This window comes from Mycobacterium sp. (assembly GCF_035570115.1).
In the GTDB taxonomy this organism is placed as follows: domain Bacteria; phylum Actinomycetota; class Actinomycetes; order Mycobacteriales; family Mycobacteriaceae; genus Mycobacterium.
Map to the genome: position 1 here is coordinate 1 of NZ_DATMLH010000108.1, position 21,467 is coordinate 21,467.

18 protein-coding genes and 1 tRNA gene are annotated in these 21,467 nt (G+C 65.8%); 12 read left to right on the forward strand and 7 right to left on the reverse strand.

All coding sequences use genetic code 11. The annotated features are described in order from the left end of the window. Nucleotides 1-612: adenylate/guanylate cyclase domain-containing protein (locus tag VNW74_RS09455; RefSeq protein ID WP_325676338.1), on the reverse strand; the 612-nt coding region annotated here is incomplete at its 3' end. Nucleotides 613-767: 155 nt separating this feature from the next. Here VNW74_RS09455 and VNW74_RS09460 point away from each other — a divergent pair. Next, nucleotides 768-3,386: a LuxR C-terminal-related transcriptional regulator gene (locus VNW74_RS09460; protein WP_325676339.1), complete on the forward strand. Its 2,619-nt coding sequence runs from the start codon at nucleotides 768-770 to the stop codon at nucleotides 3,384-3,386. Between the two features lie 89 nt (nucleotides 3,387-3,475). After that, nucleotides 3,476-3,670 (forward strand): hypothetical protein, encoded by a 195-nt coding sequence (locus VNW74_RS09465; protein ID WP_325676340.1) that lies wholly within the window; start codon nucleotides 3,476-3,478, stop codon nucleotides 3,668-3,670. Between the two features lie 127 nt (nucleotides 3,671-3,797). Here the strand turns inward: VNW74_RS09465 and VNW74_RS09470 are convergent, their stop codons facing one another. Next, nucleotides 3,798-4,379 (reverse strand): TetR/AcrR family transcriptional regulator, encoded by a 582-nt coding sequence (locus tag VNW74_RS09470; RefSeq protein WP_325676341.1) that lies wholly within the window; start codon nucleotides 4,377-4,379, stop codon nucleotides 3,798-3,800. 187 nt (nucleotides 4,380-4,566) lie between these two features. Here VNW74_RS09470 and VNW74_RS09475 point away from each other — a divergent pair, with 187 nt between their 5' ends. Then, nucleotides 4,567-4,734 carry a hypothetical protein gene (locus VNW74_RS09475; RefSeq protein ID WP_325676342.1) on the forward strand — a complete coding sequence of 56 codons (168 nt, stop codon included), beginning with the start codon at nucleotides 4,567-4,569 and terminating at the stop codon, nucleotides 4,732-4,734. A 122-nt stretch (nucleotides 4,735-4,856) separates the two neighbouring features. Here VNW74_RS09475 and VNW74_RS09480 read toward each other — a convergent pair whose 3' ends face one another. Beyond that, nucleotides 4,857-5,309, reverse strand: a complete 453-nt coding sequence (locus VNW74_RS09480) for a nuclear transport factor 2 family protein (RefSeq protein WP_325676343.1) — start codon at nucleotides 5,307-5,309, stop codon at nucleotides 4,857-4,859. Nucleotides 5,310-5,547: 238 nt separating this feature from the next. After that, nucleotides 5,548-6,318: an oxidoreductase gene (locus tag VNW74_RS09485; RefSeq protein ID WP_325676344.1), complete on the reverse strand. Its 771-nt coding sequence runs from the start codon at nucleotides 6,316-6,318 to the stop codon at nucleotides 5,548-5,550. Nucleotides 6,319-6,613: 295 nt separating this feature from the next. On the opposite strand from VNW74_RS09485, the gene VNW74_RS09490 reads away from it, so the two are divergent. Next, a complete protein-coding gene (locus VNW74_RS09490; RefSeq protein WP_325676345.1) occupies nucleotides 6,614-7,474 on the forward strand; it encodes a MerR family transcriptional regulator in 861 nt (286 codons plus the stop codon). Nucleotides 7,475-7,974: 500 nt separating this feature from the next. Here the strand turns inward: VNW74_RS09490 and VNW74_RS09495 are convergent. Then, nucleotides 7,975-8,045: transfer RNA gene (locus VNW74_RS09495), tRNA-Gly, on the reverse strand. 82 nt (nucleotides 8,046-8,127) lie between these two features. Between VNW74_RS09495 and dcd the strand changes: the two genes are divergently transcribed. From dcd to rfbA, 8 genes are all read left to right on the forward strand, one after another. Further along, nucleotides 8,128-8,700, forward strand: a complete 573-nt coding sequence (gene dcd, locus VNW74_RS09500) for a dCTP deaminase (RefSeq protein ID WP_325676346.1) — start codon at nucleotides 8,128-8,130, stop codon at nucleotides 8,698-8,700. Nucleotides 8,701-8,812: 112 nt separating this feature from the next. Further along, nucleotides 8,813-10,867, forward strand: a complete 2,055-nt coding sequence (locus tag VNW74_RS09505) for a DUF7159 family protein (RefSeq protein ID WP_325676347.1) — start codon at nucleotides 8,813-8,815, stop codon at nucleotides 10,865-10,867. Nucleotides 10,868-11,077: 210 nt separating this feature from the next. Beyond that, complete coding sequence (locus VNW74_RS09510) at nucleotides 11,078-12,592, forward strand: DUF7159 family protein (protein WP_422656547.1); 1,515 nt, start codon at nucleotides 11,078-11,080, stop codon at nucleotides 12,590-12,592. Nucleotides 12,593-12,761: 169 nt separating this feature from the next. After that, nucleotides 12,762-14,294: a DUF7159 family protein gene (locus VNW74_RS09515; RefSeq protein WP_422656548.1), complete on the forward strand. Its 1,533-nt coding sequence runs from the start codon at nucleotides 12,762-12,764 to the stop codon at nucleotides 14,292-14,294. Nucleotides 14,295-14,383: 89 nt separating this feature from the next. Continuing rightward, entirely contained in the window at nucleotides 14,384-15,709 is a 1,326-nt protein-coding gene (locus VNW74_RS09520) for a UDP-glucose/GDP-mannose dehydrogenase family protein (RefSeq protein ID WP_325676348.1), read from the forward strand. A 4-nt stretch (nucleotides 15,710-15,713) separates the two neighbouring features. Beyond that, nucleotides 15,714-16,469, forward strand: a complete 756-nt coding sequence (locus VNW74_RS09525) for a maleylpyruvate isomerase family mycothiol-dependent enzyme (RefSeq protein ID WP_325676349.1) — start codon at nucleotides 15,714-15,716, stop codon at nucleotides 16,467-16,469. Between the two features lie 28 nt (nucleotides 16,470-16,497). Continuing rightward, a complete protein-coding gene (locus VNW74_RS09530; protein WP_325676350.1) occupies nucleotides 16,498-16,872 on the forward strand; it encodes a nuclear transport factor 2 family protein in 375 nt (124 codons plus the stop codon). Between the two features lie 10 nt (nucleotides 16,873-16,882). Continuing rightward, on the forward strand, nucleotides 16,883-17,749 hold the full coding sequence (gene rfbA / locus VNW74_RS09535; protein ID WP_325676351.1) for a glucose-1-phosphate thymidylyltransferase RfbA: 867 nt from the start codon (nucleotides 16,883-16,885) through the stop codon (nucleotides 17,747-17,749). 36 nt (nucleotides 17,750-17,785) lie between these two features. On the opposite strand, the gene VNW74_RS09540 is transcribed toward rfbA, so the two are convergent. Then, a complete protein-coding gene (locus tag VNW74_RS09540; protein WP_325676352.1) occupies nucleotides 17,786-19,060 on the reverse strand; it encodes a pyridoxal phosphate-dependent aminotransferase in 1,275 nt (424 codons plus the stop codon). Nucleotides 19,061-19,103: 43 nt separating this feature from the next. Beyond that, the coding region (locus VNW74_RS09545) for a (Fe-S)-binding protein (RefSeq protein ID WP_325676353.1) at nucleotides 19,104-21,467 on the reverse strand (2,364 nt) is incomplete at its 5' end.

Genomic DNA, 21,467 nt, shown 5'->3' on the forward strand with positions numbered 1-21,467 from the left:
GATCCGAACCAACTCCAACTCACCCAGACTCGCCGCGCCCTCCACCAGTCGCGCCGTCGACGCGCTCAGCATCACCCCACCCGGCGGGGCCACCGACTCCATCCGCTGGGCCATCCCGACCTGCTCACCCACGGTGGCGTAACCGAACGGGCCCGAACCCATTTCACCGGCGATCACCTCGCCGGAGTTCAGCCCGACCCGCAACCGCAGATCGATACCGTCGCGCTCACGTACATCGACGGCAAGCCGCGTCGCCTCCTCCTGTAGGCCCAAGGCCGCCAGACAGCCCCGAACGGCGTGGTCCTCCAACGCCACCGGCGCGCCGAACACCGCCATGATCCCGTCGCCGGTCCACTGTGCGACCGTGCTGCCGTAGCGCTGCACCACCGTCGCACAGCGGTCGGCGAGCTCGGCCATGATCTCGCGCAACCGCTCCGCACCCACCGCCGCGGCGATATCCATCGAATGCACCACATCGGCGAACAGCACCGTAACCTGCTTGAACTCCGCATGGGTATCGTGCGCCGCGACCGGTGCACCGCAGCCATCACAGAATCGGGCACCCGCGCGCGGCTCGGTGCCACACGTGCGGCACGCGGTCGCTGCGGTCATCAGACCCTCCGCCGCCTCCGGCCCCCGAGGTCCCAATTCACCAGCATAGGGCCGTAAACGGTTCCCAGAAGAGGTTTGGTCGGTTAGCGATCAGCGGCATGATTAGAGGCTGCGATAAGCGCCAGCGTCTGCGTGATCGCACGTAGGCTTTTTAGGTGCGCTTGCCGTGGCCGTTAACTGGCCGCTCGGAGGAGATGGCAGCTATCGAGGCCGCCATCTTGGCTTCGGATGCTTCCGGGATCGTTGTCTACGGGGCGGCGGGTGTGGGCAAGAGCCGGATCGCCCGTGAGGCCTCGTCTGCTGCTGAGTCGCAGGGATGCGAATGCCGATGGGCGGTCGGCACATCTTCGGCTCGGGCGATTCCGCTGGGTGCTTTCACCGCGTGGGCGCCGTCGGGTGTCGCCGATACCGTTCAGTTGCTGCGGGGGGTGATCGAGTCGCTGACGGCCGCATCTCCGGACGCCACGGCAGTGGTGTGTGTCGATGACGTGCATCTGCTCGACGATTTGTCGATATTCGTTGTGCACCAGATCATGCAGCGCGGCGCGGCGAAACTGCTGCTTACCGTTCGCGACGGTGAACCCATTCCCGCTGCGGTGCAGGAGATCTGGAAGGGTGGCCGGTTCGAGCGGCTTGATCTGCAGCCGCTGTCGCTCGACGAAACCACCACCCTATTGTCGGCGACGTTAGGCGGATCAGTGGATCTGGATGCCGCTCAGCGGCTTTGGAGGCTTACTCGCGGCAACGTCTTGTATCTACGGAACATCGTCGAGCAGGAGGTCGCTGACGGCCGCGTCGTAAAAAAGCACGGCTACTGGCGCTGGATCGGTGATCCGATCATCCCGCCCAGCCTGGTCGAGCTGATCGAATCTCGCATCGGGGACCTACCCGCCCCGGTCAATGATGTGGTCGACGCGCTGGCTGTTGGGGAACCGATCGAACTGGCGGCGCTGCGGCGGATCACTGATCCGGCCGCGGTTGAGGAGGCCGACACCCGCGGTCTGATCACGCTCGAGCCTGCCGTTGCCGGTGTGCAGGTGCGGGTTGGGCATCCGCTCTACGGTGAGGTGCGCCGCAGAGGCGCGCCACCCACGAAGTTGCGGCGGCTGCGCGGGCTTGTCGCGGCCGAACTCGCCAGGTCCAGTGAGCGCGACGACATCCAGGTCGTAGTGCGGCGGGCCACGTTGAGTCTCGAGTCCGACCTCGCACCCGACGCGGACCTGCTCGTCAGGGCAGCCCACGGCGCCGTCTGGCTGGCGGATCTGCCCCTGGCCGATCGACTCGCGGAGGCGGCCATCCACGTCGGGGTGGATGTGGAACCCAACTTTGTTCGCGCGCATGCTCTTTCGTGGCTCGGCCGTGGTGAAGAGGCAGACGCCGTGCTCGCCGAGATTGATACCGGCCAGTTGACTGACGGCGACCGTGCAAGATTCGCGTTCCTTCGCGCGAGCAACCTGCTCTGGGCGCTCGGCGACCCCGCAGGCGCGAAAGAAATCATCGACGACGCATCCCGCACCACGCCACCGCAGGCTCACAGCTATATCGACGCCTTCCTCACGGTGTACTGGTTCGCGATGGACCAGCCCGATAAGGCGTTGCAAGCGTCGAAGAATCTCGCGCTCGATGACCTGCCCGCCGTCGTTGGTGCGGAGATAGCCTGGGCTCTCTCGACCATAGCCGCGGACGCCGGACGCACCACCGCAGCGGTGGGCACTGCAGAAGCGGGATACGCTGCTGCGACGCGCTCTTTCGACGCTCCGCACATGAGGTTCAACATCGCTGATTCGCATCTCAGCGCGCTGGTGCTTTCAGGGCAGATCGGCGATGCCGCTGACGTGGTCGAACGCGTGCAGCAGCAGGCAGCCGACCTTCCGGGAGCGGCTCAATTACTCGGCGCTGCCGTGGCGGGTCGGGCCGCGCTCGGTGCAGGCGACCTTCGTTCCGCGTGTGCGTTGCTGGAACAGGCAGCGGTAGGCATGTCCGGCACCCACCCTTTGGGCTGGGGGTACCGCTATCACATCCCACGCGCGACCGCGCTAGCCGTACGCGGGTCAACTGACGAGGCAGCCGCCGCGCTCGCCGCGCTGGACAAGATGCGACGTCCCTTTCGGTCGCTGGACTACGAGTTAAGCTTGGCCCGGGCGTGGGTGGCCGCGTGCGAGGGCGCGGCCAGCGAGGCGATCGCCGTCTCGTTGTCGGCGGCCCAAAGGGCCGCCGCTAAGGGGCAATTCGCAGCGGAAGTGATGTGTCTGCAGACCGCCACCCAGTTCGGGGACCGTTCCAGCGCACCTCGGTTGCGTCAGCTCGAGGGGATCGTCGAGGGGCCTCGGGTTGGCGTGGCCGCGCGGTTCGCCGAGGCCCTGCGTGACGGCGACGCCGCCCAATTAGCCTCGTTGTCAGAAGAATTCGAGCGGCTAGGCGACCTTGTTGCCGCCGTCGACGCCGCCGCTCAGGCCGCCCTGACGTATCGCCGGCAAGGCCTTCGGGGATCGGCGTTGGGTTGCTCGACACGCGCCGCCGCTCTGGCCGAACAATGCGGCGTCAGTACTCCGGCGCTTGGTCAGGCCGGCGAGCCATTGCCGCTGACCGATCGGGAACGCGAGATCGTGATGTTGATCGGTGAGGGATTGTCCAGCCGCGAAATCGCCGCGCGACTGACTCTGTCCCTACGCACCGTCGAAAGCCACGTCTATCGGGCGATGTTGAAGACCGGAACCACCAGCCGCGACGAACTCGCCGCCCTGCTGCCCCGCCCCAGGGCGCCAACACAGTGAAGGCCCTCACAGCGTCCGCTTGGCGCCGGTGCTGATTGCAGTATCGCCATACTGAGTCAGCACCACGAAAACATCTGCATGCTGCGCGTGTGGCCGATGAACTCAACCAACGCGAGCGGGCGCTGCGCCGGCTGCCATTACCGTATTCACTGGCGTTGAACGCGATCCTTGATCCGATATCCGCCGACACGGCACTGGTTCCATACGACCTGCTACTAGGTGCCGATAACGTGTTGTTTGGGGCCCTGGGTACCGCGGTCAACTTTGCGGACCTGTTCTCGTAACCGCACCGGCGAGCGAGGCGTGCGGAGGGTCTGATGACCGCAGCGACGATATGCCGCAATCGCTACCGCGACATGGCGAGCGCGCTTGGTTTCGAGGGGCATATCGCTTGGGCAGAGGCGATGCCGATCAGCTGGTCAGTGCCCGCATGGCGGTGGCCACGATGGCGTCGGCGTCGGTTGGCGTCAGTCCTCCGTGCCCGGTCGCCCTCCGATACATCGCTGGCCCGAAGATGAGATCCAGCGCGACCTCGGGATCGAGGTTCGGGTCCAGCTCACCGCGTGCGACTCCGCGGTCCCAGATCTTCCTCACGGCCGCTCGGCGCACGTTCACCTGGTGTGTTCGTATCCGCTCGCGTTCAGTTGGGTAGAACTGCGACTCGCCGACGAGTTGGGCGTAGATCGCGCCAAGTGGGCTGGTGTAGAAGCCCATCATGCCGCGCAACGTTAGGCGGAAGTCTTCGGCCGCCGATCCGGTGTCAGGCACGGGCGCCTCGGACATCATTTGGTGCAGAAACGCGTCGATAGCCACCGCGGTTCTGTTCGGCCACCATTTGTAGATGGTCGCCTTGCTGACCCCGCTGCGTGCGGAGATCCGGTCGACCGATGCCCTGCGCAGGTCGTCCTCCTGCATCAGTTCCATTGCGGCTTTCAGGACGGCGTCGCGGCGTTCCTGGCTGCGCGGTCGACCGCGCGCTCGACTTGGGTTCATTCCTCCAGTTTCCTACCCGCCGTTGGTACAAAGGCAATTACTAGACGTCCCGCTGTGAGTTCGCTCTGGCGCGTTGCCACCAGCCGAACGGGACGTGCAACATCTGACGTGAAATTTCTCAGATCCACATCAGACATCCTTCAGCTTTGTCTCAGCCGTATCTCGAATGTGCGTAAAGGGCCCCTTCATGCAGCGCAATCTTCAACCTTGGATCACCACTGGTATCGCTCTCGTGGGTGCCGGCCTGATAGCCGTCACTCCGGCAACCACGCCGCCGATGTCGATTACCGGCGGCGATCTCACAGTCAACCTCACGGGCATCGCGGCCGAACTGCTCGCCGGCTTGGTTCCCTGAGGTCGGTCCGCGGCGCCGGTGGGCGGGAGGAGACGCCGGCGCCGCCCCGGGGCCGGATCAGCTGATTGCCCTGCTATGCGGTGAATGCCGCCGGCTGCTGGTGTGTGCGACCGGGAGCGGCGTTAGGACTCGTGTGCGCCGGGTGCTGGCGTTGTGCCGAATGCAGCGAACACCGCCAACGGGTCCAGGTAGTCGCGCCAGTGCACGATCTTGCGGTCCTTGACTGTGATCACCGAGATGAAGCGGTTGGTGTAGGACGCTCCGGTGTGCACCACTGTTCCGTGAATGGTGTACTCCAGAACCACTACGGACTTGGCGGGGTCGTAGTAGCGGTGCACGTCGCTGCTGCCGGACTGCACGATGGAATCCCCGTAGTCGGAGTACAACTCGGCAAGCGCGTCGCGCCCAACGACTCTGTGCGGGTAATCAGGGACGCTGATGATGTATTCGACCACCACGTCCTCGGCGTGCATATCGAAGAAGTCGCTGCCGTCGACCAAGCCCTTCAAGCCCTCGGCGACGACCTCGAAGTAGGGCCGCATCGCGGCGTACTTCGACATGTCTCGTGACATCATGAACACCTATCCTTTTCTCGTTTGTTGTCGTGCGCGGTGTGTTGTTGTGGGGCCTCGATCTTTGGGCGCGATGCCGACAATAATTGTCTTATAACGTGTTTCGGCTGATGTCCGACGCGACAGGATCGGTCCGCACGGCCAAGCGTGAGTCCGGTCATGGGTGGAGGTGTCGCGTTCGTGGTTCGAGCTTCTTGTCGGCGTCGCAGGGGTCTGTTTGGCGGGCAGGATTTCTCATGGGTCAGACCGTGGGTATCGTGCCGCCGTCGACATGGAAATCGACTCCGGTGATGTAGCTCGCGCGATCGGAGACCACGAAGGCCACGAGGTCGGCGACCTCGTCAGGGCGGCCGGCGCGGTTGAGGGCGATGCCGCCGAGCTGGCGTATCAATTCCGTGCTGGCGGACTCGTCGTCGCCGCCGGTCATCGCGGCTATGGCGTCGAGCACCCGTTGCGCGCCTTCGGTGTGGATGAAGCCGGGCAACACCGAGTTGACTCGGATTCCAGCGGGGCCTAGTTCGGCCGATAGGCCTTTGCTATAGGTGCGGAGCGCGCTTTTGGCCGCGGCGTAGGGCAACGGCCCGGTGGTTGGCATGACGGCGGCGATCGAGGTGATGTGCACGATGTTTCCCGCCCCTTGCTGGATGAGCCCGGGAATCAGGGCGCCGTCGATGCGGACAGGTGCTAATAGGTTCAGGGCCAGGACCTGCGACCACTGGGCGTCGGTGTGTTGCGCGGCGTCGTGTTCGAAGTCGTACCCGCCCGCATTGTGCACCACGATATCGATCCCGCCGAAGTGTTCTTGGACTTCGGAGACGGTCTTGTCGACCCCCTCGTCGGTGCTGATGTCGGCTTGGATGAACAATTCGGCGGCAGTTGGGGCAGCTGTACGGGCGGTGGTCGCGACGCGGGCGCCCGCTGAGGCGAGGCGGCTGACGACGGCCGCGCCGATGCCCTTGGTTCCCCCGGTAACGAGCGCACGCTGCCCAGTCAGTGAATCTGCGTCACTCATCGGTGTCCTCCTCTTGCCTCGCACTCGGCGGGTTGGCGGCGTATTCCGAGAGTCGGCCTTGCCCTAAGGGAAAGGTCAACCCCTGTCGCCAAAGTCATCAAAATGCCAGCCGGTCGTTTGTGATGCCGTCCCGGTGGCATCGCCCTGCCAGAATCCGTCGCGCGAAGCGCGCGGGCCCGAGGGATCACCCGACCGTTGTGTTGACCTTCCTGTAAGGGGAGGCTCCACGATGGGATTCACGCCGCGGTGCCCACTCGGCGAGCTCGTGAGGCCGCGAGGAAGGGATTGGTTGGTCATGGGTGCACAGGTGTCAATCGGCGACTTCTCGGTGATGACCCGTCTGAGCAGGAAGGCACTTCGGCATTACCACGACCTTGGGCTGCTCGAGCCCGCGCACGTTGACCCCCACAGCGGTTACCGGTTCTATGACACCGGCCAAGTTGATCGAGCCCACATCATCCAGCGATTCCGGTACCTGGGCATGTCCATCCCCGACGTCAAAGCGCTGCTGGCCACCGACGACGTCGGCGAGCGTAACGACATCATCGCCTCGCACCTGCGACGTATGGAGGAGCAGCTACAGCAGACCCAGGACACGGTCCGAGAGCTGGGCGAACTGCTTTCCCCGGCGCCGCGGCAGGCCACAGTTGAACTCCGCTTCGAACCGCAGACCGCCGTGTGGGCGATCACCTCCACGGTCGACATCGACGACGTCGGCGCATGGTTCCTTACCGTGGCGGACCAGTTGAGTGACGCACTCCGAGAATCGGGAACACACCCGAGCGGGCCGGTCGGTGGACTCTATGAACGCGAACTGTTCACCGAATCCCGCGGCGAGGCCACCGTGTTCATCCCCACCGACAATCCAATCGCCCCACCGGGCCCTGTGCGTACCCGTGTGCTTGCTGCCGCCGAGGTCGCGATCCTGACCCACCAGGGGAGTTCGCACACCGATATTGATCGCAGCTACGGGCAACTGGGCACCTACGTCGCCGAACATCTCATCAGCGACCAAGGGCCGATCCGCGAACACTACCTCGGCCCCGAACCCGGCCATTTCGCCAGCTTTGACCGCACCGAAATCTGTTGGCCGATCTTCAGCGCGGGTCGGGACAAAACAACGCCCCATGTGCGGGATCGTCTGCCACTTCAATAACACCGGCATCGGTGCTATGGCCGCGCACCGTCACCGCCCCGGCGCGTTCGAGTTAGTGTGGCGTCGACCTGTTGGAAGTTCGCTGTTGTGACACCGGCGTGACACCGGGTGCGCCAGCTAAGCGGACTTCGGCTACATCCCCCCGACAGGCCAAAGGCGGACTACAAGGTCGACTTTTCTTCTGCGGAAGCTCTTGGCTACATCCCGGTGATACGAGCGCTTTTCGTGTGGTCGGCAATGACATCGTCATGCCGCACACGAGGGTGCCGCTCAGCGCAGTCGAGGTGCCCTTCATTCGGCTTGTCGATGGGCGCCGCACGATTCGAGAGATTGCCGCGCTGGTGGCGGGGGATCGCTCAGCTCAGCTGGATCCCGCGGACGTTGAGGCTCTCGCGCGCAAGGTATTTCAGAATCTTTGGCGTCTCGATTTTCTGGCAGTGGCCCGAACCCGCAGAGGCCCGCCAACTGAGCTAAGGCCCCTCGGCGCTGCTCAGAAGCGGAGCCGATGACGGGAATCGAACCCGCGTATTCAGCTTGGGAAGCTGATGTTCTGCCATTGAACTACATCGGCTTGGTTGTTTCGGAAGGCTAGCACCCGGCGTCACGTCGTTCATCAACTCCGCGAGCCGCAGTCGAGCGGATACGCTCGTCGCGTGCTGCTCTCCGATCGCGACCTCAGGGCCGAAATCGCCGCCGGCCGGTTGGGAATTGACCCGTTCGACGACACCCTGGTCCAGCCGTCCAGCGTCGATGTTCGACTCGACAGCCTGTTCCGGGTGTTCAACAACACCCGATACACCCACATCGACCCCGCGCGGCAACAAGACGAGTTGACCAGTCTGGTGGAACCGGTCAACGGGGAACCGTTCGTGCTGCACCCCGGCGAGTTCGTGCTCGGGTCGACGCTGGAGCTGTGCACGCTGCCCGATGACCTGGCGGGTCGGCTGGAGGGCAAATCGTCGCTGGGGCGACTCGGGTTGCTGACCCATTCGACCGCGGGCTTCATCGATCCCGGCTTCAGCGGTCACATCACGCTGGAACTCTCCAACGTCGCCAATCTGCCGATCACGCTATGGCCGGGCATGAAGATCGGTCAGCTGTGCATCCTGCGGTTGACCAGCCCCGCCGAACATCCCTACGGCAGCGCGCGGGCCGGATCGAAGTATCAGGGTCAGCGCGGGCCGACGCCGTCGCGCTCCTACCAAAACTTCATAAGGTCTACATAACTTCCGCTGTAACGCCGCACAGCCCTTTACGCGACCATCCCTACATATGGCGGCCGATGCGGTGCTCTCCTCCGCTTAGACCGTGCGGTTATCGGGGGCCTTTGGAGGAGCGATGGACGTCGTACTCGGTTTATCGATGGCACCCACGGTTGTCCGTTCGGTGCTGGTCGAAGGTGAAAACGCCGACGGCGTGACGGTCGACGAAGACAGTTGCGTCATCGTCGCCGATGACGATGCAGCGACCATGAGCGCAGCCGATCAGGTGATCTCGACGATCTTGGGCACGCGCGATGGCGCTACCGAAGCCGGCTATGCGTTGACATCGACCGGAGTGACCTGGACCGATCCGGTGGACGCCGCCGCCCTGCGCGAGGCATTGGCCACCCGCAAGGTCGAGAACGTCATGCTGGTCTCGGCCTTCATGGCTGCGGCCGCGCTGGCGCAGATGGTGGGCAGCGCTACCGGCAACGCCCACACCGCCCTGTTGTTCGTGGAAGCCGACACCGCGACGTTGGCCGTCGTCGACTCGGCCGACGGTTCCATCAGCGATGTCCACAAAGAGCTGATCTCCGGCGTCGACACTGCTGCCGAATTGGCCGGGATGGTCGCTGGCTTGGACAGGCTGGAGCCCCACCCGCAGCACCTGTTCCTGGTCGGCTCCGGTGTGGACATCGCAGCGCTCAAGCCCCAACTGGAGGCGGTTACGTCGCTTCCGGTGAGCGCACCGGAAGAACCAGAGACGGCGTTGGCGTGGGGCGCGGCGCTGGCATCGGCCAGCGCGCCACTGTTTGTGTCGTCGACCGCTGCTTTGGCCTACGCGCAAGATCCCGCCACCGGCGCGATCGATCCGTACGCGGTCTCCCCGGGGTACCTCGCGGTGCCAGACGTTCCGGCGGGCACCGAGTTGGGTGAGGACGACCTCGCCTATAGCGCCGTCCCCGATGACGAAGCCGAAGCCCATACCGAAGCGCGGGATGAGGAAGCCGAAGCCCATACCACCGCCCTGGATCTGGCAGGCGGCGAGATTCGCGAGCGTCGGCCGCTTCTGCTGGTTGGCACCGTATTGGCGGTGGTCCTTGTTACCGCGATCTTGGCGCTGGAGGTCTCGCTAGCGCTCGGTATCCGGCCCAGTGCTGTTGCGCTGCTGCCCAGGCCGCTGCAAAACCTCCTCGTCCCAACCCCGCAAGCCCCCGCGCGCGCCCCGGCTCCGGCAAGCGCCCCGGTGCCGCAGGTCAATCATCTGCAGGCGCCGGTGGTGGCACCTCAACCGATGCACGCACCGATTCCGGCTCCGGCGCCCGCTGCTCTACCGCCCGCGCCGATTCCGGCCGCGCCGCCGGCGGCTCCGGTACATGCGCCCATTCCGGCCGCGCCGCCACCGCCTGTCGTTGCGCCCCGCGTGCCCGTGCTGGTCCCGCTGCCTTTGCCGATTCACGTTGGCCCCCCGGCGCCGGTGAATCCCCTTCCCATCAACCAGCCGGGTTCGCCGCCGCTTGGGTCGTCGCCGTGGCACTCGCCGTGGTCGCCGCCGCTTGGGTCGTCGCCGTGGCACTCGCCGTGGTCACCGCCGCGGCACTGGTCGGCACCCCCTCCGGTCAGCGATCCGGTGCAGGCGCCAGTTCATATGCCTGCGCCGCAAAACCCGGTGTACATGCCTGCGCCGCAGGCACCGGGGGTTCCGGGCATGCGTTCTCCCCAGGCACCTGGGGTTCCGGGTATCTCGGCTCCGGACGCGCCGGGGGTTCCGGGCATGCGTTCGCCGGAGGCACCTGGGATGCCGGGCATGCCGGGTCCGGATGCGCCGGGGGTTCCGGGCATGCGTTCGCCGGAGGCACCTGGGATGCCGGGCATGCCGGCTCCGGAGGGACCCGGGGCTCCGGGCATGCCGGGTCCTCAAGCTCCACCGGTGGGCCCGCAAGCCCCCGACGCCGGTGCGCCCAGCTTCCACGGGCCGTCGGACAACACGTTTAACGACAACGGGCCCGGTGACCGCGGCTTCGGCGGCTTTGGCGGCAGCCACGAGGGTGGCGGAGACCCGGGCGGTTTCGGCGGCTTTGGCGGTAGCCACGGCTTCGGCGGCTTCGGCGGCGGCTTTGGCGGGTTTGGTGGCGGCGGTGGCTTCGGCGGCGGTGGCGGCCATGGCGGCGGAGGCGGCGGGCACCGGTAAGGGGCGGCCGCCGCGCGGACGGCCGGGTAAGGTGCTGTGTGAAGGGTCAGCGGGGGAGACCATTTACTGACCAGAACTTCATATAGCCCAGCTAACTGCGTTGGCAGTAACGCCGCACCCCGGTGCGTCGATGAATCTTGTGGTGGGGAGCCCGGCTGTACTGCTGATCCCTACCGTCCGCGGACAGCTAGCAAACAGCATGGAGGAGTTGTGGACACCGTACTTGGTGTGTCAATGGCACCCACCGCGGTCCGCATTGTGCTGGTTGAAGGGGAAAACGCCGACGGCGTAACCGTCGATGAGGAAAACTTCGGCGTCACCGACGGCGAAGATTCGGCAACCTTCAGCGCACCCGATCAGGTGGTTGCGGCAATTCTGGGCACCCGTGAAGGTGCCGATGAGGCCGGCTATCACCTGTTGTCGACCGGCGTGACATGGAGTGACCAGCAGGAAGCCGCCGAACTGCGTGACGTGTTGCTGAGCCGCAAGGTCGAAAATGTCATGCTCGTTTCGTCGTTCTTGGCTGCCGCGGCGTTGGCCCAGTCGATCGGCAGCGCGACCGGTTATACCCGGACCGCGCTGCTATTCATCGAACCCGATTCCGCGACCTTGGCAGTGGTGGACACCACCGACGGCTCGATCGCTGATGTACACCGTGAACTGCTGCCCGATGACGACGATCAGGCGGTGGCCAAGCTGGTCGGGCTGGTCTCTGCGGCTGAGACGCTCGAAGACCAGCCAGAGGGCTTGTTGGTAGTGGGCTCCGGGGTCGACGTCCCGTTGATCAAGCCGGCGTTGGAGGCGGCGACGTCGCTTCCGCTGAGCGTGCCCGAGCGGCCCGACATGGCGCTGGCCAGAGGAGCGGCGCTGGCGTCGGCGAGTGCACCGTTGTTCGCCTCGTCGACCGATGCGCTTGCCTACGCTCAGGATCCGGGCACCGGTTCGGTGGGCCAGCACGCGCTCGCGCCGGGGTATCTGGCAGTCGCGGAGGCAGCCGCAGGCGCTGAGCCGGAGGCGGACGCGTTGGCCTATAGCGCCGTTGGCGACGACTCGGCCGCGGTTTACACCCAAGAGGGTCCCGATGCCTACTCCGGTGCCCACGAGGAAGAAGACTTCACGACCGGCATGTACCCCGATTTCGCGCTGGCAGCGCTTGGGCAGCCCAGCCGCACGCCGTTCTTTGCGGCGATAAGCGTCATGATCATTTTCACCGTCGGCGTTGTGGCGCTGGTGATTTCGCTGGCGTTCAGTATCCGCCCGTCAGCCAGTTCGCGGTCCAGCCTCAGCCAAAATGTGGTGGCTCCGGCCAGACAGGTCCCGGCCCCGCAGCCTCAAGCGCTGGTGCCGGTGCAACCTCTGCCGGCTCCGGTGGCCGCTCCGGCTCCAGTCCGCGCAGCTGCCCCGGTTCCCGTTCGGGCGCCGGGTCCGGCTGCGGTGCCGGCGCCGCTGCCACTTCCGCTCCCTGCGCCGGCTCCTGTGATGCCACCGCTCATTCCGCCGCTCATTCCGCGGCTGCTGGCGCCTCCGCAGCTGGGACCGCCCGAGAGCCCGTGGGGCGGTGACCATGGCGGCGGCGGCTGGGGCCACGGTGGCGGCCCCGGATGGGGCGGCGGCCACGGTGGCGGCCCCGGTTGGGGTGGCGGCCACGGCGGCTGGGGCCCCGGTTTCGGCGGTGGCCACCGCGGCGGAGGTTTCGGAGGCTTTGGCGGTCACGGCCGCCGGTGAGTGTGGGCAATTTGGCCGGTCAACGCATGGCCAGCGGTTGCCCCCAGCGGTAAGGTCAGAGTGGCAAAGACCGGGGGATTGTGCCGCGCCGCTCCCGTCCGAACTTGAGGAACCTCGGCAATCCGCACCGCAATACCGATGAGCGCAGCAGACAGCTTTGGAGGATGAAGTGGACACCGTACTTGGCGTATCGATGGCGCCTACCGCGGTCCGCATGGTTCTCGTCGAGGGCGAAAACGCCGACGGCGTCACGGTCGATGAAGAGGGCTTCGAGGTCAACACCGCCGACGCACCAACCGTGAGCGCCGCCGACCAGGTGGTCTCAGCGATCCTGGGCACTCAAGAAGGTGCCGCCGAGAGTGGCTATGAACTGCGCTCGACAGGTGTGACCTGGACGGACCCGATCGAGGCCGCCGCGCTACGTGACGCGCTGGCGGCGCGCAAGGTCGAGAACGTCATGCTGGTGTCGTCGTTTTTGGCCGCGGCGGCGCTGGCCCAAGTGGTCGGCAATTCGGTGGGCTATGCGCAGACCGGACTGTTGTTCGTCGAGCCCGACACCGCGACGCTGGCCGTGGTCAACTCCGCCGACGGTTCAATCACCGACGTGCACCGCCAGCCGCTGGCCCCCGGTAGTGATCCCATCGCCGAGCTGTCGGCAATGGCTTCCGGTGCCGAGGCGCTTGAGACGCGTCCGGATGGCCTTTTCGTGGTCGGCTCCGGCGTTGACATCGCCCCGATCAAGGCGCAGTTGGAGGCGGCGACCTCGCTGCTGGTGAGCGCGCCGGAGGAGCCGGAGACGGCGTTGGCTCGCGGTGCGGCGCTGGCCTCGGCCAATGCACCGTTGTTCTCCTCGTCGACCGCTGCGCTGGCCTATGCACAAGATCCCGGCACCGGTGCGATAGATCCCTACGCCGTCGCTCCTGGGTACTTCGACGTCGCCGTCGACGGCTCGTCCGGCGAGGAAGCCCTGGCCTACAGTGCGGTTCAGGACGAGGACGCCGATGCCTACACCGCGCTCGCCGGCGAGGAAGACTTCGCAACCGGCACCTATACCGGCATCACTACCGCTGTCCCGCGGGACGGCGGCCGCAGGCCGCTGGTCTTGGTGGCCAGCGCGGTCGCCGCAATCTTCGTGGTAGGTGCTGCGGCGCTGGTGGTCGCGCTGGCCGTCAGTATGCGGCCGACGGCCGCTGTCCGGCCCGAACCGGGCCACCAGGCCGTCGCCCCCGCGAAGCCCGCACCGGCCGCGCCCGCAGCTCCCGCTCCGGCCGTTGCGCCGGCTCCGGCCCCGGCTCCAGAGGCTCCGGCCCCCGCTCCTGAGGCTCCGGCTCCTGAACCGGCTGCGCCGGCCCCGGCTCCGGTTCCTGAGGCTCCGGCTCCTGCACCGGTTGCGCCCGCCCCAGTTCCCGTCGCTCCGGCTCCGGAACCGGCTGCGCCAGTTCCGGCTCCTGCACCGGTTGCGCCCGCCCCAGCTCCGGTTGCTCCGGCTCCTGTCCCGATTCCCATTCCGATTCCCCTCGGCCCGGGGCTCGGGCCCTGGGGTCACGGCGGTTGGGGCCCTGGTGGCGGAGGCGGATATCCGGGCGGGGGACCCGGCTATGGCGGTGGCCATGGCGGCTTCGGCGGTGGCCACGGCGGTTTCGGCGGTGGCCACGGCGGTTTCGGCGGCCACGGATTTGGCTTTGGGGGCCGCGGCTTCTAAGGTCCCGACAGCAAACCGTCACCTGGAGTTTGCCCACCGATCAGAGCGCCGATGCAATTAGATCATTGCGGCGCTTTACACACGGGTGTATGAAGTGCTCTGTCTTCGGTACGGGTTATCTGGGCGCCACCCACGCCGCCGGGATGGCCGAGCTAGGGCATGAGGTCGTCGGCGTTGACATCGATCCCGGTAAGGTCGCCAAGCTAGCTGCCGGTGATGTTCCGTTTTACGAGCCCGGCCTGGGAAAGATGTTGAGCGACAACATCGCAGCTGGCCGACTTCGGTTCACCACCGACTATGACCTGGCCGCCGAGTTCGCCGACGTGCATTTCCTCGGGGTCGGGACTCCGCAGAAGAAGGGCGAATACGGCGCCGACTTAAGCCACGTAAACGCTGTAATCGATACGCTCGCACCGCGACTGACTCGCGCGTCGGTGATCGTCGGCAAGTCGACGGTGCCCGTCGGGACCGCCGCCGAGCTCAGTCAACGGGCCCGCGCCGCCGTACGGCCCGGTGTCGACGTGGAAGTGGCATGGAACCCCGAGTTCCTTCGGGAAGGCTTCGCGGTGCAAGACACGTTGCGGCCCGATCGCATTGTGCTTGGTGTAGAAGATGGTTCGACGCGTTCTGAGGCGGCGATCCGTGAGATGTATGCACCGATGCTGAATGCCGGGGTGCCCTTCCTGGTGACCGATCTGCAGACTGCGGAGTTGGTCAAGGTGTCCGCGAACGCCTTTCTGGCGACGAAGATCTCGTTCATCAATGCAATCTCCGAAGTATGCGAAGCCGCAGACGCCGACGTCGTCCTGTTAGCCGACGCGCTCGGGCACGATCCGCGTATCGGCCGTCGATACCTCAACGCGGGCTTGGGTTTCGGTGGTGGCTGCCTGCCCAAGGACATCCGGGCGTTCATGGCTCGCGCCGGTGAACTGGGCGCCGACCAGGCGCTGACGTTCCTGCGCGAGGTGGACAGCATCAACATGCGCCGCCGCCACCGGATGGTCGAATTGACCACCGCCGCCTGCGGCGGCTCGCTGCTGGGAGCCAACATCGCGGTGCTCGGCGCCGCGTTCAAGCCCGAATCCGACGACGTGCGTGACTCACCGGCGCTCAATGTCGCGGGCCAGCTACAGCTCAACGGTGCGGCGGTCAACGTCTACGACCCCAAAGCGCTGGAGAATGCCCAGCGGCTGTTCCCCACGCTGAATTACGCGATCTCGGTGGAGGAAGCCTGTGACCGCGCGGACGCGGTGTTGGTGCTGACCGAGTGGAAAGAGTTCGTCGACCTTGACCCCGACCAGCTTGCCGACCGCGTGCGAGCACGCGTCGTCGTCGACGGCCGCAACTGTCTTGACCTGCCACGGTGGCAGCAAGCCGGTTGGCGCGTGCACTGCTTGGGACGGCGCGTAGCCTAACCGCGTGGACTACGCCGCAGCACTTCTGGAGCAGAATCGCGCCTTCGCCGAGGTGATCCGCAGCGGCGACTCGTCCACTCCGGTGCCGACCTGTCCCGGCTGGAGCCTTTCCCAATTATTTCGTCATGTCGGTCGCGGTGACCGCTGGGCAGCGCAGATCGTCGCCGACCGCGTCGACCACTACCTCGACCCGCGCACCGTCGCCGAAGGCAAGCCGCCGCCGGATCCTGACGAGGCGATCGTGTGGCTGCACGGCGGCGCGCAGCGGCTGATCGACGCGGTTGAACAAGCCGGTATGGAAACCCCGGTTTGGACGTTTCTGGGCTCGCGGCCGGCGTACTGGTGGGTGCGGCGTCGCCTGCACGAGGCGACCGTGCATCGGGCCGACGCCGCGCTGGCGCTGGGGCTCGACTACCCGATCACACCCGAGCTGGCAGCCGATGCCATCGGCGAATGGCTTGAGCGGGTGGCGGCTCAGGCAGGAAGCGACGACGCACCGCTGCCGCTGGAAAACGGCCAAACCGTGCATCTGCACGCCACCGATCCGGGTTTGGGGGCTGCCGGTGAATGGACCGTGCGCGCCGACGGGAACCGCATCTCGTGGTCCCACGGTCACGACAAGGGCGCGGTGGCGCTGCGCGGCAGTGCCGTCGACCTGCTGCTGGCAGTCGTGCGGCGAGTTCCGGCCGCCGACACCGATATCGCGGTGTTCGGTGAGACCGCGATCTGGCAGCACTGGCTCGACCACACGCCTTTCTAGACGCGGCGCACACGGTACGTTTCAGATTATGACCACATCGGAGCTCGCCACCGTGTTGGCTTGGCACGACGCTTTGAATGCGTCCGATATCGACACCTTGATGGCCCTGTCCAGCGACGACATCGAAGTCGGTGACCCGCACGGCGCCGCGCAGGGCCACGCCGCGTTGCGCGATTGGGCGGCCGCCCGCCCACGAAAGGCCGAAGTGGGCAGAATCTATGTACATGACGGCGTCGTGGTCGTCGAACAGAAGATCGACAATGCGGACGATCCCGGTGCCGACGTCACTGTCGCGTCGGCCTTTCGGGTAGTCCACGACCACGTCACCTCGGTGTTTCGCCACGACGACCTGGCGTCCGCGTTGGCCGCGACGGAGTTGACCGACACCGATCTCGTCGACTGAGGAGCAGGACATGCGGGGGATCATCTTGGCCGGCGGGTCCGGCACCCGCCTGTACCCGATCACCCTGGGCGTCAGCAAGCAGTTACTAGCCGTGTACGACAAACCAATGATCTACTACCCGCTGTCGACGCTGATGATGGCCGGCATTCGCGACATCCAGGTGATCACTACCGCCAACAATGCAACGGCTTTCCAACGGGTTCTCGGCGACGGCACGGCGTTCGGCATCAACATCAGCTATGCGGTCCAACACCATCCTGAGGGTCTGGCCCAGGCCTTCGTCATCGGCGCCGACTACATAGGAACAAGTTCGGTGGCATTGGCATTGGGCGACAACATCTTCCACGGGCCAGGGCTGGGTACCAACCTGCAACGCTTCCAATCAATCAGTGGTGGAGCTATTTTCGCGTACTGGGTCGCCAACCCCTCGGCGTATGGTGTCGTCGAATTCGGTGCGGACGGCATCGCGCTGTCGGTGGAGGAAAAGCCGGCCACGCCCAAGTCGCACTATGCGGTTCCCGGTCTGTACTTCTACGACAACGACGTCGTCGAAATCGCGCGGGGCCTACGACCGTCAGCGCGCGGCGAATACGAGATCACCGATATCAACCAGACCTACCTCAACCAGGGCCGGCTGATCGTCGAGGTGCTCGCCCGCGGCACGGCCTGGCTGGACACTGGGACATTCGACTCACTGCTGGACGCCAGCGATTACGTCCGCACTTTGGAACATCGGCAGGGCCTGAAGGTGAGCATCCCCGAAGAAGTGGCCTGGCGGATGGGCTACATCGACGACGGCCAGCTTGCCGAACGCGCCCACGCGCTGCTCAAGTCCGGCTACGGGAGCTATCTGCTGGAGCTGCTGGAACGGCGCTGACGACACCCTCACCGACGCCCGTGATCGTCGCGTGGTTTACTGACGGTAGCTGGCCAGGAAGTTACCCAAGCGCTCGATAGCGTGGGCAAGGTCGCGTGACCACGGCAGCGTCACGATCCGCAGGTGATCCGGTGCCGGCCAATTGAATCCGGTGCCCTGGGTGACCAAAATCTTCTCCGACAGCAGCAGATCCAGGACCAGCTGCTCGTCGTCTTCGATCTCGTGCACCTCGGGATCCAGCCGGGGGAACGTGTAGAGCGCACCGGCGGGTTTGACGCACGACACCCCGGGGATCTCGTTGAGTTTGGACCAGGCCACGTCGCGTTGTTCGAGCAGTCGCCCACCGGGCAGCACCAGGTCGTCGATGCTTTGGTGACCGCCCAGCGCGACCTGGATCGCGTGCTGGGCCGGAACATTCGGGCACAACCGCATATTCGCCAGCAGATGAATGCCCTCGATGAAACTGCTGGCGTGGTCCTTGGGCCCGGTGATCGCCAGCCAACCTGCCCGGTAACCGGCGACGCGGTAGGCCTTGGACAGACCATTGAAGGTCAGGCACAACACGTCAGGCGCGACCGAGGCCATGCTGATGTGCGTGGCGTCGTCGTAGAGGATCTTGTCGTAGATCTCGTCGGCGAGCAGCAGCAGTTGATGTTTGCGCGCCAAATCGGCCATCTGCGAGAGTATTTCGCGACCGTAGACCGCGCCGGTCGGATTGTTGGGGTTGATCACGACCAGCGCCTTGGTGCGCTCGGTGATCTTCGACTCCAAGTCGGCGATATCCGGCTGCCAGCCTTGGGTCTCGTCGCACAGGTAATGTACCGGTGTACCGCCGGCGAGTGAGGTCGACGCGGTCCACAGTGGGTAATCGGGTGCCGGAATCAAGACCTGATCGCCGTTGTCCAGCAGCGCCTGCAGCGTCAGGGTGATCAGCTCCGAGACCCCGTTGCCCAGATATACGTCGTCGACATCGAATCGCGGGAATCCGTCGACCAGTTCGTAGCGGGTGACCACCGCGCGTCGCGCCGAGAGGATGCCCTTGGAGTCCGAGTAGCCCTGCGCGTACGGCAGTGCCTGGATCATGTCGCGCATGATGACATCGGGTGCTTCGAAGCCGAACGGCGCCGGGTTGCCAATGTTCAGCTTGAGGATCCGGTGCCCTTCGGACTCCAGCCGCGCGGCGTGATCGTGCACCGGACCGCGGATCTCATACAGCACATCCTGCAGCTTCGATGACTGCGCGAACGTGCGCTGCCGCGGCTGATGACCCGCGGTCTGCCAAGGCAGCTGATGAGTAGTCACGTCAACCATGGTGCCACGGCTTGTCTAATTATTATTAATCGAATGCCGCTGATCAGCGCTTTCCCGGTGGACGGGCACCTCGGGCGATACCCAATCCTTTCACCGGCGCTGCCGGTGCATTGGTCTCGCCATCCTTGTCTTCCGGCGTCGATGTGGACTCTGATGCGTCCTGGGATTGCGGCTCCGGCGTTGCCTCGGGCTCTGGCTTCGGCGCCGCGGGTTGCGCAGCGGGAGCGGCTTTTTTAGCACCCGGCCGTTTCGCTCCGGCAGCGATGCCGAGTCCCTTGGCCGGCGCGGCCGGCGCTTTGGGTTCCGGAGCCGCTGCGGGTTCGGATTTCGCCTCAGGTTGCGCCGCAGGCGCGGATTGGGTTGGCGCTGCAGTCTTTTTGGCGCCGGGTCGTTTGGCGCCGCCGGCGATGCCCAGCCCTTTGACGGGCGCCGCAGGGGCCTTGGCTTCCTCGGTGGCCGGGGCCGCTGCGGATTGTGTTGGTGCCGCGGCTTTCTTTGCGCCGGGTCGTTTGGCGCCGCCGGCGATACCCAGTCCGGAGACGGCCTTGGCGGCCGTATCGGGGGCCGGTGCAGCGGCTTTCGTTTCGGTCTTTGCCTCAGCCGGCTCGGTCGCGGCAGGTGCAGCTTCCGCCTTGGGAGCGACCGTGGGGGCGGCCTTGGCGGCGGCGTCGGCGGCTTGCTTTGCAGCCGAGCCCTTTTGCGGCAGTGCAATCGTGCTGCGGTCCAGCGACTCGAGCACGAGCTGCGCGACATCGCGCACGTCGACACCTTCGCGTCCGGCAGCTTCCTGGCGGTCGTTGACGCCGTCGGTGACCATCACCCGGCAGAACGGGCACGCGGTGGCCACGGTCGTCGCCCCGGTGGCCAGCGCCTCGTCGACGCGTTCGTGGTTGATCCGTTTGCCGATGTGCTCTTCCATCCACATCCGCGCGCCGCCGGCGCCGCAGCAGAAGCTGCGGTCGGCGTGGCGCGGCATTTCGGTCAGCTTCGCGCCGGCGGCCCCGATCAGCTCGCGAGGAGCCTCGTAGACCTTGTTGTGCCGGCCCAGAAAGCACGGGTCGTGATAGGTGATGTCTTCGGAGACTGGGCTCACCGGCACCAGCTTCTTGTCGCGCACCAGCCGGTTGAGCAGTTGGGTGTGGTGCAGCACGGTGTAATTGGCGCCCAGCTGCCGGTATTCGCGGCCGAGTGTGTTGAAGCAGTGCGGGCAGGTGACCACGATCTTGCGATCGACCGTTTCCACGCCTTCGAACAGTCCGTCCAATGTCTCGACGGCCTGTTGCGCAAGCTGCTGGAATAAGAACTCGTTGCCCGAGCGACGAGCCGAGTCGCCGTTGCAGGTTTCGCCGGTGCCCAGCACCACATACTTCACCCCGGCGATGGCCAGTAGTTCGGCGACCGCCTTCGTGGTCTTCTTGGCCTTGTCGTCGTAAGCGCCCGCGCAGCCGACCCAGAACAGGTACTCATAACCAGCGAAGCTGTCGACGTCTTCGCCGTAGACCGGGACATCGAAGTCGACCTCGCTAATCCAGTTGGTCCGGTCAGAAGCGTTCTGGCCCCACGGGTTGGCTTTGGTCTCAAGGTTTTTGAACAGCACCGAGAGCTCGGAGGGGAACTCGGACTCCATCATGACCTGGTAGCGGCGCATATCGACGATGTGGTCGATGTGCTCGATGTCCACCGGGCACTGCTCGACGCAGGCGCCGCAGTTCACGCAGGACCACAACACGTCAGGGTCGATCACGCCGCCCTGTTCGGCGGTGCCGACCAGCGGGCGGGCGACCTGCTCGGGCCCGTGCCCGGGTACCCGGCCGAATCCGGATTCCGGCACATGGTGGCCCTCTTCCTTGACCGTCTCGAGGTCGAGCCCCTCAAGCGGCTCGGCGGTCTTCTCACCGAGCAGGTAGGGCGCCTTGGCCATCCAATGGTCGCGCAAGTCCATGATGACCAGCTTGGGCGAAAGCGGCTTGCCGGTATTCCAGGCCGGACATTGCGACTGACAGCGCCCACATTCGGTGCAGGTGGCGAAGTCGAGCATGCCCTTCCAGGTGAAGTCTTCGATCTTGCCGCGTCCGAATTCCGCGTCGTCGGGCGGGTTTTCGAAATCGATCGGCTTGCCGTGGGCTTCGACCGGCAGCAGCGGGCCCAACCCGTCGGGCAGCCGCTTGAACGTGACGTTGATCGGCGCCAGGAAGATGTGCAGGTGCTTGGAGTGCAGCACGATGATCAGGAAGGACAGCATGACGCCGATGTGCAGCAGCAGGGCCACCGTTTCCAGAACTTCGTTGCCGGTGTGGCCGAGCGGCTTGAGGATCGCGCCGAATAGCTGGGAGAGGAACGCGCCCTTGCCGTAAGGAAGGGTGCCGTTGTTGACCGCGGACCCGCGAACCAGCACGTAGGTCCAGAT

Bases quoted from the DNA above. Each gene is read 5' to 3' on its own strand.
- VNW74_RS09470 (WP_325676341.1), bottom strand. From the start codon at position 4,379: ATGAACCCAAGTCGAGCGCGCGGTCGACCGCGCAGCCAGGAACGCCGC.
- VNW74_RS09475 (WP_325676342.1), top strand. From the start codon at position 4,567: ATGCAGCGCAATCTTCAACCTTGGATCACCACTGGTATCGCTCTCGTG.
- VNW74_RS09480 (WP_325676343.1), bottom strand. From the start codon at position 5,309: ATGATGTCACGAGACATGTCGAAGTACGCCGCGATGCGGCCCTACTTC.
- VNW74_RS09485 (WP_325676344.1), bottom strand. From the start codon at position 6,318: ATGAGTGACGCAGATTCACTGACTGGGCAGCGTGCGCTCGTTACCGGG.
- VNW74_RS09490 (WP_325676345.1), top strand. From the start codon at position 6,614: ATGGGTGCACAGGTGTCAATCGGCGACTTCTCGGTGATGACCCGTCTG.
- VNW74_RS09505 (WP_325676347.1), top strand. From the start codon at position 8,813: ATGGACGTCGTACTCGGTTTATCGATGGCACCCACGGTTGTCCGTTCG.
- VNW74_RS09520 (WP_325676348.1), top strand. From the start codon at position 14,384: ATGAAGTGCTCTGTCTTCGGTACGGGTTATCTGGGCGCCACCCACGCC.
- VNW74_RS09530 (WP_325676350.1), top strand. From the start codon at position 16,498: ATGACCACATCGGAGCTCGCCACCGTGTTGGCTTGGCACGACGCTTTG.
- rfbA (WP_325676351.1), top strand. From the start codon at position 16,883: ATGCGGGGGATCATCTTGGCCGGCGGGTCCGGCACCCGCCTGTACCCG.
- VNW74_RS09540 (WP_325676352.1), bottom strand. From the start codon at position 19,060: ATGGTTGACGTGACTACTCATCAGCTGCCTTGGCAGACCGCGGGTCAT.